The sequence below is a fragment of the Gordonia sp. UBA7599 genome (assembly GCA_002477755.1).
Taxonomy (GTDB): domain Bacteria; phylum Actinomycetota; class Actinomycetes; order Mycobacteriales; family Mycobacteriaceae; genus Gordonia.
On record DLKD01000130.1, the window covers coordinates 1 to 14,143 of the forward strand.

At 67.6% G+C, this 14,143-nt stretch carries 13 protein-coding genes and 1 pseudogene; 7 read left to right on the forward strand and 7 right to left on the reverse strand.

The genetic code is table 11. The annotated features are described in order from the left end of the window. A partial coding sequence (locus B4L26_RS14415) for an HNH endonuclease signature motif containing protein (RefSeq protein WP_290719804.1) occupies nt 1-404 on the forward strand: 404 nt, incomplete at its 5' end. A gap of 207 nt (nt 405-611) precedes the next feature. On the opposite strand, the gene B4L26_RS14420 is transcribed toward B4L26_RS14415, so the two are convergent. After that, nucleotides 612-2,045: a 4-hydroxyphenylacetate 3-hydroxylase N-terminal domain-containing protein gene (locus B4L26_RS14420; RefSeq protein WP_290719807.1), complete on the reverse strand. Its 1,434-nt coding sequence runs from the start codon at nt 2,043-2,045 to the stop codon at nt 612-614. Nucleotides 2,046-2,354: 309 nt separating this feature from the next. Between B4L26_RS14420 and B4L26_RS14425 the strand changes: the two genes are divergently transcribed. The 3 genes from B4L26_RS14425 to B4L26_RS14435 are packed head-to-tail and all read left to right on the forward strand — an operon-like array spanning nt 2,355 to nt 6,036. Continuing rightward, nucleotides 2,355-4,046 carry an AMP-binding protein gene (locus tag B4L26_RS14425; RefSeq protein ID WP_290719830.1) on the forward strand — a complete coding sequence of 564 codons (1,692 nt, stop codon included), beginning with the start codon at nt 2,355-2,357 and terminating at the stop codon, nt 4,044-4,046. Then, nucleotides 4,043-4,885, forward strand: a complete 843-nt coding sequence (locus B4L26_RS14430) for an SDR family oxidoreductase (RefSeq protein ID WP_290719808.1) — start codon at nt 4,043-4,045, stop codon at nt 4,883-4,885. The genes B4L26_RS14425 and B4L26_RS14430 overlap by 4 nt, the downstream gene beginning before the upstream one ends. Further along, nucleotides 4,882-6,036, forward strand: a complete 1,155-nt coding sequence (locus B4L26_RS14435; protein ID WP_290719811.1) for an acyl-CoA dehydrogenase family protein — start codon at nt 4,882-4,884, stop codon at nt 6,034-6,036. The genes B4L26_RS14430 and B4L26_RS14435 overlap by 4 nt, the downstream gene beginning before the upstream one ends. Nucleotide 6,037: 1 nt before the next feature. Here B4L26_RS14435 and B4L26_RS14440 read toward each other — a convergent pair whose 3' ends face one another. Genes B4L26_RS14440 through B4L26_RS14455 form a run of 4 tightly spaced genes read right to left on the reverse strand, consistent with a single transcriptional unit; the run spans nt 6,038 to nt 8,523 of the window. Further along, nucleotides 6,038-6,901 (reverse strand): TetR family transcriptional regulator, encoded by an 864-nt coding sequence (locus B4L26_RS14440; protein ID WP_290719812.1) that lies wholly within the window; start codon nt 6,899-6,901, stop codon nt 6,038-6,040. Nucleotides 6,902-6,941: 40 nt separating this feature from the next. Then, nucleotides 6,942-7,436, reverse strand: a complete 495-nt coding sequence (locus B4L26_RS14445; protein WP_290719814.1) for a flavin reductase family protein — start codon at nt 7,434-7,436, stop codon at nt 6,942-6,944. Nucleotides 7,437-7,454: 18 nt separating this feature from the next. Continuing rightward, nucleotides 7,455-8,117 carry a 3,4-dihydroxy-2-butanone-4-phosphate synthase gene (locus tag B4L26_RS14450; RefSeq protein ID WP_290719817.1) on the reverse strand — a complete coding sequence of 221 codons (663 nt, stop codon included), beginning with the start codon at nt 8,115-8,117 and terminating at the stop codon, nt 7,455-7,457. 10 nt (nt 8,118-8,127) lie between these two features. Beyond that, nucleotides 8,128-8,523, reverse strand: a complete 396-nt coding sequence (locus tag B4L26_RS14455; RefSeq protein WP_290719819.1) for a nuclear transport factor 2 family protein — start codon at nt 8,521-8,523, stop codon at nt 8,128-8,130. A 274-nt stretch (nt 8,524-8,797) separates the two neighbouring features. Between B4L26_RS14455 and B4L26_RS14460 the strand changes: the two genes are divergently transcribed. Further along, a complete protein-coding gene (locus tag B4L26_RS14460) occupies nt 8,798-11,449 on the forward strand; it encodes a LuxR C-terminal-related transcriptional regulator (RefSeq protein WP_290719822.1) in 2,652 nt (883 codons plus the stop codon). 45 nt (nt 11,450-11,494) lie between these two features. Here B4L26_RS14460 and B4L26_RS14465 read toward each other — a convergent pair whose 3' ends face one another. Together B4L26_RS14465 and B4L26_RS14470 are read right to left on the reverse strand one after the other, a co-directional pair. Beyond that, the gene (locus B4L26_RS14465) at nt 11,495-12,331 is read right to left on the reverse strand and encodes a mycofactocin-coupled SDR family oxidoreductase (RefSeq protein WP_290719825.1); all 837 of its coding nucleotides are present in this window, start codon (nt 12,329-12,331) and stop codon (nt 11,495-11,497) included. A gap of 14 nt (nt 12,332-12,345) precedes the next feature. After that, nucleotides 12,346-13,533 carry an acyl-CoA dehydrogenase family protein gene (locus tag B4L26_RS14470; protein WP_290719827.1) on the reverse strand — a complete coding sequence of 396 codons (1,188 nt, stop codon included), beginning with the start codon at nt 13,531-13,533 and terminating at the stop codon, nt 12,346-12,348. A 155-nt stretch (nt 13,534-13,688) separates the two neighbouring features. On the opposite strand from B4L26_RS14470, the gene B4L26_RS14475 reads away from it, so the two are divergent. Further along, entirely contained in the window at nt 13,689-14,042 is a 354-nt protein-coding gene (locus B4L26_RS14475; protein ID WP_290719832.1) for a nuclear transport factor 2 family protein, read from the forward strand. A gap of 20 nt (nt 14,043-14,062) precedes the next feature. Continuing rightward, a pseudogene (locus B4L26_RS14480) lies at nt 14,063-14,143 on the forward strand (enoyl-CoA hydratase/isomerase family protein); the annotation flags it as partial.

Consider the following 14,143-nt stretch of genomic DNA (forward strand, 5'->3'; position numbering starts at 1 on the left):
TGGCGCACGAGATCTGTTGCGGGGACATCGAGGTCGCCGCCCTGCTCACCCGTGATTCGGTGCCCCTGTATGTCAAGCGGCATGAACGCCTCGCGACGGGTGCGGTGCGGATGGCGTTGATTGCCCGTGATCGGGGGTGTGCGTTTCCCGGGTGTGGACGTCCGGCCGGCCAGACTGAGGCCCATCACATTGTGGAGTGGGCCCACGGTGGGCAGACGGTGGTGGAGAACCTGGTGTTGTTGTGTCCGCGACATCATCACGGGGCGATCCACGCCCAAGGGTGGAAGGTACGCATCGGCTACGACCATCACCCGTGGTTCCAACCACCGGACAAGACCGGGGAAACCGGTTGGATGCGTAGTCACCACCGACGAACCCTGACTATGGCCGACACCGCCGCCTAACGAAGTACACGAAGTAGCAGTTGCCGCCGCCCGAGCATCGGGCCCGGCGCAGAAATGAGCGGCCCCACCCGGGGGAGGCGTGCGTTGATTGAGAACTTAATAGTGAAATAGGCCCGGTCGGGGCCGGTCCTCCGTGCACGACACGCGAACGACTCCGACCACCCGCCCGTCGGTAGGCGACGAGGTTCGGTCGGGACTGCGCGTCGGTTAGACCCCGACCGCGTCGCGTTGGTCAGACGTTGCGGCCTCGCGCAGGACCTGCGCCACCGCGGCGCGGGCCCGCGTGGGGTCGAAGGCGCGGGAGATCTGCAGCTTCTCGGCCTCGAGTGATCCTTCGGCGTGTGTCGCCAGGACCGACTGGTAGCCGCCCCACTGGCCGGTGCAGATGTCGCCGATCAGGTGGATGAGTCGCAGTCGTTCTTCGGCGGGCGCGGCTGCCGCGAAGTATTTCGCGAGGACGCGGCGGGTCTGCGGATCGGCCCAGTCGTCGCCGCCGGGACCCGTCGCGACGAGGCCACCGGCCAGGTCGATGAGTGTCGCGGTCGCGGCGTGGAAACCATGGGCGAAGTGGTACTTGGCCATATTCACCGCGAGCGGGTCCGGCAACTGGACGTCGTTGCCACCGCTGATCGAGCGCAGTGCGGCGAGGTCGGCGAAACCACGGACGGTCTCCGCATAGGTGATGAGCTCGGTCAGCTTCGTCTTCACGTGACCGGCAGATGCGATGCCGTTGGCCTGCGCCATCTCAATGGCCGCGCCGACGAGCAGGTCGAGGACGGGCAGTTTGTAGTTGACGGCGGTAAACCGGTGGTAGTCAACGAAAGCGAGCGCCAGCGGGCCGGCCAGTTCGGGTTGGCGGTTGAGGAACACTCGTGCCTTGGGGACGCGCACGTTGTCGAACACGGTGAGGCTCTCCAGTAGCTTGTGCCGGCTGGAGATCGGGTGTTCGAACCCGTTGGGTTCTCCGTGCAGGTACGGCGACACGTAGAGCGTCAGGCCGGGTGTGTCCATCGGGATCGCGAAGCTCACCGCCCAATCCGCGTCGTCGTGGCCCATCGCGCGGGTCGGCAGCACGATGAGTTCGTCGGCATTGGCGCTGAACGACGTGTGGACTTTGGCGCCGGAGACGGTGATCGAATCGGCGTCCTCGTCGACGACGCGCACGTAGAGGTCGGGGTCGGCCTGGCGGTGCGGAGGCAGCGACCGGTCGCCTTTGACGTCGGTCTGCGCGACGGCAAGAGCGACGTCGTTCGCGCAGCAGTGGCGATAGAACTCGACGGCATTGTCATGTCCCTGGCCACTGAGTGCGCGGAGCAGGGCGAACAGAGCGTCGCTGCCAACCTCCTTGAGGACGATGGTGCCCGCTCCCATCCGGGAGACCGTCTCGATGAGCCGACCGCGGGCGACGATGTCCTCCGCGGTGCGAGGGACTTTGTAGAAGGCGGTGTAGGGGCCGTCGCCGTCGTCGGCAATAGCCAACTCGGGGTGTCGTTCGGCGATCTCGTAGGCCAGTCCCGAGTGCGCGATCGCGGTGGTGAACTCGCCGAATGCCGTCACATCGTCGACCTGCTTGCCCTGATAGACGACGCGACGGCCATCTCGCAGTCCCTCGCGGTAGGCGGTTGCGGTGCGGATGGCCATGATGAGTCCTCTCGAGCGGCGACGGAATGGAACGAATTCGGCCAGGAACCGAACGCTCGTTACAGATCGAGGATGCGTTAATGCACAGCTCAGAGTCAAGGGAAGCTCATCATCCGATGGACACAGTTAGATAAGCTAAAGCTCAAGACGGTCATCGACGGGCGGAAGTTAGAAATACTAAAGCTAAGGCATGAAACGGCAGAGGATTCCGGCGACATATTGACAGATGAGACCCGATGTGGAAACCATAGGTGAACCCGAACGATCGTTCTTCACGGGTATTCCGTCTTGGTGGAGGTGTGGTTCAACATGGGTGCCTACGACGATCGGCCGTGGCTGTCGCAGTATCCGGCGAATCGCCGCGGCCTCACCGACACTGACGACGCGGTCACGACCATCCTCGACGCCTTCGCCCGCCTTACCGTCCAGGGCGATAAACCGCTGCTGCACTACTTCGACGCCACGCTCACCGCCGCCGAGATCGACGTCCAGAGCGATGCCTTCGCCGTGGCCCTGCAGGATGCCGGGTTCCAACCAGGCGAGCGGGCTGTCGTGTACTTGCAGAACATCCCGCAGTTCGTGATCGCGCAGCTGGCCGTCTGGAAGGCCGGCGGCATCGTCGTGTCGGCCAACCCGATGTACCGGGGCAAGGAGTTGGGCGAGATCCTCTCGGATTCGGGTGCCGCGGTGCTCATCACGCTGCGGTCGCTGTACCGCGACGTTGCCTCGACCATCCCGGAGACCGGCGCTGTGCGCACCATCGTCACGACCTCCGAACTCGAGTACCAATCTCGCTCGGATGCCACTCTCGCCGGTGTCGAGGCCCCGCCCTGCCTCGATACCTCAGACATGCTCGAGCTGATCTCGGCCCACCGCGGACAGGTCCCGCCCCGCCCCGGCATCGTCCCGGGCGACGTCGCGGTGCTGACGTACACCTCCGGCACCACCGGCCCGCCCAAGGGGGCGATGACCACCCACGCCAACCTGCTCTTCAGCGCGCGGGTCTATCGAGACTGGATCGGAATCGGGCCCGACGACGTAATCCTCGGCGTGGCGCCGATGTTCCACGTCACCGGGATCGTCGGGCACAGTGCACTGGCCCTGCTCACCGGCGCCCCGCTGATCCTGACCTACCGCTTCGACGCACAGGACACGGTGGAGGCCATTGCTGCCCACGGCGCCACGTTCACCGTCGGATCCATCACCGTGTTCATCGCGCTCATGAACGCCCCCAATGCCAGCGGCGAGGCGCTGGCGTCACTGAACAAGATCTACTCCGGTGGCGCACCGATCCCACCGGCGACGCTCGCTGCGTTCGAGGAGCGGTTCGGCTCGACCATCCACAACATCTACGGCCTGACCGAGACCACCTCGCCGGCCATCGCCGTTCCGCTAGGCAGCCGGGCACCGCACGATGAGGCGTCGGGCACCAGCGCGGTCGGCGTTCCTGTCTTCGACACCGTGGTCCGGGTCATCGACGACGACGGCGCGGAACTCCCCGCCGGCGAGCCCGGTGAACTCCTCATCGAGGGCCCGCAGGTGGTCGTCGGATATTGGGACAAGCCGGAGGCGACCGCTGAGGCGCTGACCCCGCGGGGCTTGCGCACCGGCGATATCGGCTTCATGAACGCCGACGGCTGGTTCTTCCTCGTCGATCGCAAGAAGGACCAGATCAACGCCAGCGGTTTCAAGGTCTGGCCGCGCGAGGTCGAGGACGTCCTCTACGAATTGCCGGCGGTACGCGAGGCTGCCGTCGTGGGCGTCCCCGACGCCTACCGCGGTGAGACGGTCAAGGCATTCGTCAGCTTCCGGCCGGGACAGTCTGCCACCCGCGAGGAGATCGTCGCCCACGCGAAGGCGCGGCTCGCCGCGTACAAGGTGCCGCGCGAGGTCGAGATCCTCGACGACATTCCCAAGACCGCCACCGGCAAACTCCTGCGCCGCCAGTTGCGCGACCTCTCCGCCACTGCAATCACCACGAAAGGATCGGAAACCCCGTGACAAGTTTGAAGGGAAAGACCCTGGTCATCTCCGGCGGCAGCCGGGGCATCGGCGAGGCGATCGCCGTGCACGCCGCCCGCGAGGGCGCCAACATCGCACTCATCGCCAAGACCACCGAACCCCACCCGCAACTGCCGGGCACGATCTTCACCGCGGCCGAGGCGATCGAGCAGGCCGGCGGCAGCGCGTTGCCCATCGTCGGTGATATCCGTGACGACGAGCAGGTGCGCAGTGCGGTTGCCGCGGTGGTCGAGCGGTTCGGGGGAATCGACGTCGTCGTCAACAACGCCAGCGCCCTGAACCTGACGCCCAGCGACGCCATCGACATGAAGCGCTACGACCTCATGCAGGACATCAACGCCCGCGGCGCCTTCTCCCTCTCGACGGCGTGCATTCCGCACCTTCGGGCCTCGTCGAACGCCCACATCCTGACCCTCTCGCCGCCGATCAGGCTCGAGCCCAAGTGGTTCCTCGAGGTCCCCACCGCGTACACGATCTCCAAGTTCGCGATGTCGCTGGTGACCATCGGCCTCGCGTCCGAACTGGCCGCGGACGGGATCGCTGCCAACTCGCTGTGGCCGCGCACCACCATCGACACCGCGGCGGTCCGCAACATCCTGGATCCGGAGATGGTGTCGCGCAGCCGTACCGTCGAGATCATGGCTGACGCCGCGATCTCGATCATCTCCAAGCCCGCATCCGTGGCGACCGGGCAGTGCTACGTCGACGAGGAGGTGCTCGCCGCCGACGGCGTCACCGACTTCGCGGCCTACCAGGTCGACCCGAGCGTTGACCTGCACGATCTGGAGCTCGACTTCTGGATGGAGTGGCCCCGTTGAGCGTCGACCGGTTGCTGCCCACCCAAGAGGCGCACGACCTCATCGACCTCACCCGCGAGATCGCGGACAAGGTCCTCGCGCCCATCGTCGACGAGCACGAGAAGGCCGAGACCTACCCGGAAGGGGTCTTCGCCACCCTTGGCGAGGCGGGGTTGCTGAGCCTGCCGTATCCGGAGGAGTTCGGCGGCGGTGGTCAGCCCTATGAGGTCTACCTGCAGGTCCTCGAGGAGATCGCCGCACGCTGGGCGGCGGTGGGCGTGGCGGTCAGCGTCCACAGTCTCGCCTGCCACCCGCTCAATGCGTTCGGGACTGACGACCAGAAGCAGCGGTGGCTGCCGGAGATGCTGGGTGGCAGCCTGATCGGCGCCTACAGCCTGTCCGAGCCGCAGGCCGGCTCGGACGCGGCGGCGCTGGCCTGCAAGGCGGTGCCGTCCAGCGGAGCCGACGGCGAGGACGGCTACCTGGTCACCGGCACCAAGGCGTGGATCACCCACGGCGGCCGGGCGGACTTCTACAACCTGTTCGCCCGCACCGGCGAGGGCTCTCGGGGCATCTCGTGTTTCCTGGTACCCGACGGCCTGGACGGACTGACCTTCGGCAAGCCGGAGGAGAAGATGGGCCTGCACGCGATCCCCACCACCGCCGCCTATTACGACGGTGCGTTCATCCCGGCGGAGCGTCGTATTGGCGACGAGGGGCAGGGTCTGCAGATCGCGTTCAGTGCACTGGACTCCGGGCGCCTGGGTATCGCCGCGGTGGCCGTCGGGATCGCGCAGGCGGCGCTCGACGACGCGGTGGCCTACGCCAACGAGCGGACCGCGTTCGGGCGCAAGATCATCGACCACCAGGGGCTCGGTTTCCTGCTCGCCGACATGGCCGCCGCGGTCGATTCAGCGCGGGCGACCTACCTCGATGCCGCGCGTCGGCGCGACGCGGGCATGTCGTACTCGCGCCAGGCCTCGACGGCGAAGCTGGTCGCGACAGACGCCGCGATGAAGGTGACCACCGACGCCGTCCAGGTGCTCGGTGGGTACGGGTACACTCGTGACTTCCGGGTGGAGCGGTACATGCGCGAAGCCAAGATCACCCAGATCTTCGAGGGCACCAACCAGATCCAGCGATTGGTGATCAGCCGGGGGCTGATGGGCTGATTCAGCGGTAACCGACGAGGGCGAGGGCGAAGTCGACGTACTCCGTGGCGACCGCCTCCGGGCTCAATCGTCCGAACGGCCGCCACCAGGTAGGCAACGCGGCGCACATGGACACGACCACGCGCGCGGCATCGTCGGGGATCGTGGTGGTGAACACGCCGAGGGCGACCGCCTCGTGGACGAGCTCGTCGACGATCTCCTGTTGCCGGTTGCGGCGCGCGGTGATGGCTTCGCGGTTACCGCCCACCAGGGCGCGTACCTCGCTCGCGGCGATGAACCCGAGCCCGCGGCGGTAGGTGTGGAACAGTGCGAGGTTCTCCACGGCCCGGCAGAACCGGTCCGATGGGTCCGTACCTTGGGCCACCGCCGCCGCGGTGCGCCACTCCAGATCGGTGAGGGCGTCGTCGAGGATGCGCACCAGGATCGCCTGTTTGCTCTCGTAGTGCCCGTAGATCGCGGGCACCGAGACGCCGCTGCGGGCGGCGATCCGGCGCATCGTGGTGCCGTGATAGCCGACCTCCAGCAGTTCGTCGACGGCCGCGGCGAGGATCGGGTCAAAGGCGAGCGGTTCGTATCGCCGCCAGTTGCCGCGACCGGTGGGCGAGTCGGCGCTCCTCGTCGTGGATGGGCGTGTCGCCGAGTCTTCGCGTGGCGCGGTGGCGGTGAGGATCGCACCGGCCGGCATGTCGAGGACGACGGCGATTTCTTCCAGGCGCTCGACGGTGAGGTGGGCGTTGTCGTTCTCGAGCTGGCTGATCGTCGCCGGGCTGACGTCGATGCGCCGAGCCAGCTCCCGGCCGGTGATGCCCCGGGTGCGGCGGGCCCAGCGCAGCCTTGTCCCGATCGACGGACGCGGCTGGCTCACCTGTTCAGGATAGCTAAACTCACTGCCGACGAGCGATATCTCAGTCGTGCGCGGCGTGGGTGCCGAACGAGCGGCGGTGGTAGGTCAGCGGCTCGGCGTCGGTGTTGGTGTCGGCGGTGTGCACCCGGCCGACGACGATGGTGTGGTCGCCGCCAGGGAGCAGGCTCTCGAGTTCACAAGAGAGCCACACGGCGGTCTCGTCGATCCGCGGGACCTCGCCGCTGGGCTGCCAGCCGATTTCGGCGAACTTGTCCTCGCCCTTGGTGGCGAACTTGAGGGCGATCGGGTGCTGGTGCGAGGCCAACACATTGACCCCGAACCGGCGTGAGGTTTCGATGAGGGTGAGTGTGTCCGAGGTCTGCGCCAGTGCGACGGCGACGAGCAGAGGCTCGACCGACAGGGACATCACGGCGCTGACGGTCGTGCCGTGTGGTCGTCGGTCGTCCATGGCGGTGATGATCGTGACGGGCGCGCACAGATGGGCCATGGCATGACGGAAGCGCGTCGCCAGGTCGTCGGAGACTGGAGTGGACATGGGACTTCTCCTAGGGGATTACGAGGTGAGGGCGATGAGCGCGGAGTACGTGAGCACCGGAAGCCCGAAGTCGTCGGCCTCGTCGGGGCTGGCGATCTGGGTCTCGTCCCGATTCGAGACTAGCGCGGTGTAAGCCACCGAGTGGCCGAGCGAGCCGTGATTGCCGGCGAGGTAGCGCCCGGCCTTGGCGATGAGGCCCGCCCGGTCGATGTACGGGGCGTCGTCGGGCACGACGACTGGCATGACATGGCCGGGACGGGTGAACGATGCGGCTCTCGAGCGGGGATCGGCCAGGGCCCGCAGTGTGACGCCGCGGTCGTGGGCCGAGATCCCGGTGGTCGTGGCGTCGACCGCGTCGACGGCCACACACATCCGCTCGCCGACCTCGTCGATCGACTGCTGCCACACCATCGGTGGCAACTCGAGGCGCTGCGCCGTCGCGAAGTCGATCGTGACGCAGAGGAATCCGGCACCGCGCCGGACCATCTCGGCAACGGTGCGGGTGTCGATGGCGGCGGCTGGGGCGATCAGGTCGCAGCCCGAGCCCCACACATCGTCGGCGAGGATGACGGGACGGCCGGCGCGGAAGCTGTTGGGTGCGGGGGCCGTGGCTACGTGGGGATGGGCAACGTGTGCGCGGGGGGCCGCTGCGGTGCGCGGGCTGGGAAGCACTGTGGTCATGGTCGGCCCGCTATCCCGAGATCCCGATGGCGGACCAGAACTTCTCGAACGACGAGGGCACCAGGTCGGCGCCGCGCGTGACCTTGCCGTCGACGAAGCGGTGGACCATGACCATCGTCGTGTCGAGCACCTGATCGCCGAGACGGCGGTAGATGTCGATGTTGGCGGTGACGATCTCGTCACCGACGATGTCGACGGCACCCACCACGTTGCGGGCCTCGTCGAGCTTGGCGAGGATGCCGAAGGCCTCCAGGAATTCGCCCTTGGTGTAGACCCGCTGGGTCCCCTCGACGGTGAACCCCGCCCAGGTCATGTCGTCGTCGTAGAGGGCGACGAGAAGCGTCGGGTCGCCGGCATCGGCTGCGGCGAAGGCCGCCTTGAGGGCGTCGGCGTTGCTCTGGGACATGGGGTCGTCCTTTCGGGTTGTTCGATGTGGTCCCAATCACTTTCCCTGGCGGCGCGGTCGGCGATAACCGTTCGACTACGTGATCAGCTACGGGACCACTCGCGACACCGTCCAGCGCAGACAATGCGCTGGTCAATGCAGTGTTCTGCGGGTTGTCGGGTGGGTGTCGGCAGGGGTGGCGACGCACCGCTGACACATGTTGACCACCGGGGTTGCAGGTGCCTGCGCCACTGGAGAACAGTGATCCATATCACTTCAATGGAGAGGCGGGCGGGTGAACGCTGACGAGTGGGCGCAGATCCACCGGGCCAGCGCCGAGGGCGAGACGATTAAGGGGATCGCGGCGCGGCTGGGCATGTCGCGCAACACGGTGCGCCGCGCACTGTCGCTGACGGAGCCCCCCGACGACCACCGAGCCGCAAAAGGGTCCGCGACCGACGCCGCCGACCGCGACATCCGCGAACTGCTGCTGGCCGACCCGGAGATCTCCATCGCCGAGATCGGCCGGCAGATCGGCTGGACCAGGTCACGCACATTGTTGGCGCGTAAGGTCGGTCGGCTGCGCAGCGACACGACCGCCGATCTGCCGCGAAACCAGTCGCCGTCGAGTTCCCCGGGGATTCCGCAACCCGCGACCAGCTTTGTCGGCCGGCGCAGCGAGCTCGGCGAACTCCGCGCGCTCCTCGGCGAGCACCGGCTGGTCTCGATCGTCGGCCCCGGTGGCATGGGTAAGACGCGCCTGGCGATCCGGGCGGCCGATGAGTTCCGGCGCGCCTTCCCCGACGGGGTGCGGTTCGTCGACCTGACCATCGTCCGCAGTGAGGAACTCCTGGCGCAGACCGTCTGCGACCTGTTGGCCATCGACACCCGTGACGCCCACGACCGCGCTGCCGAGGACTCACTGGTGAACTTCCTGCGCAACCGTCGGATGCTGCTCATCCTCGACAACTGCGAGCACGTCGTCGACGCGGTCGCCGCGCTGGCCGCACGCCTCGTCGAGTCGACGCCGAACCTCCGCATCCTCGCCACCTCGCGGGAATTCCTCTCCATCCCGGGTGAGTACGTGTTCCACCTATCCGCGTTGCCGATCGACGGGCCCGAGGCGGTGAGTCCTGCCGTCGAGCTGTTTGCCCGACGAGCGGCGGCGGTCCTCGCGGGCTTCACCCTCGACGAGGAGAACCGTCCCGACGTCCAGCGCATCTGCCGTCGCCTCGACGGCCTCCCGTTGGCCATCGAACTGGCCTGCACGCGGTTGAACCTCATGTCCGTGGGCGAGCTGGCCGACATGTTGGAGCGGCGGATGTCGATGCTGACCGTCGGGTCGCGCGGCCGCACCTCGCGGCACCGGAGCCTGCAGGCCACGATCGACTGGAGCTACGAGCTGTGCAGCGCGGCCGAGCAACTGCTGTGGTCGCGGCTATCGGTGTTCGTGGGCGGGTTCGACATGCAGACCGCCGCGCAGGTGTGTGCCGACGACGAGCTCCCCGAGGCCTTCGTGATGGAGGCGGCCGGTGGACTGGTTGCGAAATCGGTGGTCATCCGGGAGGCCGATCACGGGCAGGCCCGGTTCCGCATGCTCGAGTCGATCCGCGAGTACGGCTGGGGCAAACTGCCCCAGCCCGGCCGGGACCGGGTGAACGCGCGGCTGCTGCAGTGGTGCGCGCGGATCATCGTCGACTCGGCCGAACACTGGTACGGCCCCGAGCAGCTGACCAAGGCCACCGTCGTCGAGCAGAACCGCGGCAATGTCCGTGCCGCGCTCGAGCATGCGGTCGCCTCGCGCGACGATGCCGCGTTGACCGCCCCGGCGACGCTCGCGTTGGGGCGCGCGCGGTTCTTGTGGGCGTGCGGGATCTCCGCGCGCGAGCACCGCATCTGGCTCACCAAGGCGCTCGACCTGACCCAGGCGTCCCCCGCGGACAAGACGCGGATGTTCGGTGTTCTTGCGCTGCTGCAGACCCTGCAGGGCGACCGGGAATCGGCTGCGTATTCACTGCAGCGGGCCCGCGAACTCGCCGAGCGCGAGCACGACGCCGAAACGGCGGCGTTCGCGATCCACACCGACGGCCTGCGCGACTTCTTCGCCGGGGACTTCGACTCGGCGGGCACGAAGTTCACGACCGCGCGCACGCGGTACGCGCAGATCGACGCGGAGGCCGACCTCGTGGCCACCTTGGGGATCCACCGGGGCATGTTGCTTAGTGCGACGAATGAGATCGACGCGGCCGCCGACGTCTTTGCCGAGGTGTACGCGGCTACCGAGGCCGTCGGCGAGCAGTGGTACCACTCCTACGCCACTTACGGTCTGGGTCTGGTTGCCTTCCTCAGTGGGGACGCGTCGCAGGCCACCGGGCAGGCGCGGCGGGCGATGAACGGGCACCGGCAATTCGGCGACATCATCGGCATGACGCTGATGTCGGATCTGCTGGGATGGTCACTGGTCGCGCAGGGCGATAGCGAGCAGGCCACGGTCGTCCTGGGCGCGGCGTCGGCGATGTGGGGTTCGATCGGCCAGCAGCTCTACGGGTCCGACCACTGGAACTCGCTGCGCGCGAACGCGGTCGAGCAGGCGCGGGCGGACCTGGGCACCGCGGGCTTCCAGCGGTGGTGGGCGACGGGCGAGTCGATGTCGGTCGCCGAGCTCCTCGACTACGTCTTCGACGACGGGGCCGCCGGTACCGATCCGGCGCGACGGTTGGCGGGCCAGGCCTGGGACAGTCTCTCGCAACGCGAGCGCGAGGTCGCCGAACTCGTCGTCGAAGGGCTGACCAACAAGGAGGTCGCCGCGCGACTGGTGCTCTCGACGCGCACCGTCGAAGGCCACGTCGAACGCATCCTGCACAAGCTGAACATCGGCCGCCGAGCACAGATCGCGACGGTCGTGCGCGGCGGTGCCGACGAAACCGCGCCCCGCACCCGGTGGTGACCGGGGCGGGGCGCGGCGGCAGGTCGGATCAGACCTTGGACAGTGTCAGACCTTGGATAGGGCGCCGGCGTCCACCGGCAATGCGATCCCGGTGACGTAGCGCGACTCGTCGGAAGCGAGCCACAGGACCGCGTTGGAGATGTCGACCGGTTCCAACCAGGGGGTCGGCAGCACGTTCATCCCGGTTTGGCAGGCCTCCCGGAAATCCTCGTGCGTCGGATGCTCGAGATCGGGGCGGAACAGCTTGTACATCGCCTCGTGGTCGATCATGTCGGTGAGCACCGACGTCGGATGGATCGAGTTGGCGCGGATGCTGTACTGCCCGAGCTCGTTGCTTGCTGTGCGGGCCAGGCCGGTCACCCCGTGTTTGGCGGCGACATAGTGGGCGAAGTTCGGGAACCCCTGCAGGCCGCCGGTGGAGCTGATGAGGATGATCGATCCGCCCTCGCCCTGCTCGATGAGGATGGGGACGGTGGCGCGCATCGTCTTCCACACCCCGGTGAGGTTGATCGCGATCATCTCGTCCCACTGCTGCTCGGTGAGTTCGTGCAGCGGTGCCGACGAGAAGATCCCGGCATTGGCGACGACGGTGTCGAGACGGCCGAGTTCCTCGACCCCGTCGCGCACCGCCTTCTCCAGATCCTTCAGGTTGCGCACGTCGACCACGGCGGTCACCGCCCGCCGACCGGTCTTCTCCACATACCGAGCGGTCTCGTCGAGGTCCTCAACGGTGGCACCGGGGTACTCGGTGGTGTCGACATCGGCGCAGATGTCGATCGCGATGATGTCGGCACCCTCCTCCGCGAGGCGGATGGCGTGTGAGCGGCCCTGGCCGCGCGCGGCGCCGGTGACCAGCGCCACCTTGTTGTCAAGACGTCCCATGACCGGTCCCCCTTCTACTTCAGGTAGCCCGCGATGATCGCCGGCTCGGCGTCGACGAGGGTCATCCGGTCGACGAGGGCGTGCTGGGTGGCGACCGCGGCGTCACGGACGCACCGGCCCAGCGCGCTGGGGTTGCGGACCGTGGCACTACCGGCCCACCGGGCGGCGAAGGTCACGATGTCACCGGCGACCCCCTGGACCCACGTCGTCGCCTGGCGCAGTCGGGCCCGCTGCTCCTCGGTGATCTCGATGCCGGCCGCCGCGGAGGCCTGGGCGTCGCCGAAGACCTCGTAGACAAAGGCCTGCGCGGCCCGGAACTGCGCCTCGTTGCGGGCGAAGTCGAGCTTGAAGAGGTCCGAGTCGCCGACGTGGCCCTCGTAGCCGGGCCGGACCTTCGTGGAGACGATGCCGGCGATCTCCTGCAGCGCACGCTGTGCGAGTCCGAGCGCGACGGGCGCGTGGCCGCCGACGCCGATGCCGAGGAGTCCGAGTTGGAAGACGGGTTCTTCCTGCGTCGGGTCGGTGGCGAACGTCTCCATCGTGTACTTGTCGGGGACGAAGCGGTCGTGCACCGCGTAGTCGTAGGAACCGGTGCCGACCATGCCCATGACGTCCCAGTTGCCGAGGAACTCGATCTCTTCGCGCGGCAGGAAGGCGATGCGGCAGTCGGGCTCGCCGTTGGCGTCGAGAATCGGGTTGCCGTCCTCGTCGGTGACCACGAAACCGGCGCCGATCCACGATGCGTGGGCCGAGCCGCTGGCGAACTGGTAACGGCTGTTGACCCGGTACCCGCCGTCGACGCGGACGGCCGTTCCGGTGGGCACGATCATGCCGGCGGTGATACCCCGGTTGGGCTCGCCGAAGATCTCTTGCCCGCCTTCGGTGTTCATGAAGCCGGCCGCCACGGCCGCGCTGCACGAGTTGGCCATGAAGGCCCACCCGGTGGATCCGTCGGCGCGGGAGATCTCCTGGATCACCTTGAAGGCGGTGACGATGTCGGTCCCGCCGCCGCCGTAGCGCTTGGGGATCAACATCCAGAACAGGCCGGCGTCGGCGAGGGCGTGATACACCGGCTTGGTGATGGTGGCGTCGGCCTCGATCTGATCGGCCTCCGCCTCGATCAGCTGCGCGACCTCGCGCGCACGGGCGAGGAAGTCGGGAGCGGTCGTCTCGGTGGAAGCGGGGAGCTCGGTGGTCGTCATGTGAAGGGTCCTTCCCTGGGTCGATCGACAAACTATGACCCGCATCACATTGCCGGTCGCCCATGGTGCGACACAGCGGGGCGACTACGTGATCAACTACGTGATCAAGTACGGATATCGTGGTCACGGTGAACCCGAAGGACCTGCTCGTCGAGATGTTCGAGCAGATGGTCGAGCGCAAGGACGCCTCACTCATCGAGCGGTACTACCACCCTGATTTCCTGCTCCATACCAACGGCGGCGCGCAGGACTACGAGCAGTTCGCCGCCGGCCATCGCCGGGTGTACGCCACGGAGATCAGCTACGCCGTCGAGTACGACGAGCAGGCCTGGGTCGTTACCGACGACCGGGTGGCGGGCCGCGTCTGGATCACCACCGAACGCCCCGACGAGGAGCCGACGAAGATCGAAGTCGTGCTCATCGCGACCTGTCTCGACGGCCAGCTGCACCGGCTCTGGGAGCTGACGTGGCCTGATTGGTCGCAGCTGCGCGCGTTCGACGAGTACTGAGACGACGAGGAGAGGTACCGATGCTGAGAATCGACGACGACGGGTGTGTCCGCACGCTGACCCTCGACCGCCCCGAGGCGCTCAACGCGTTCAACGAGGCG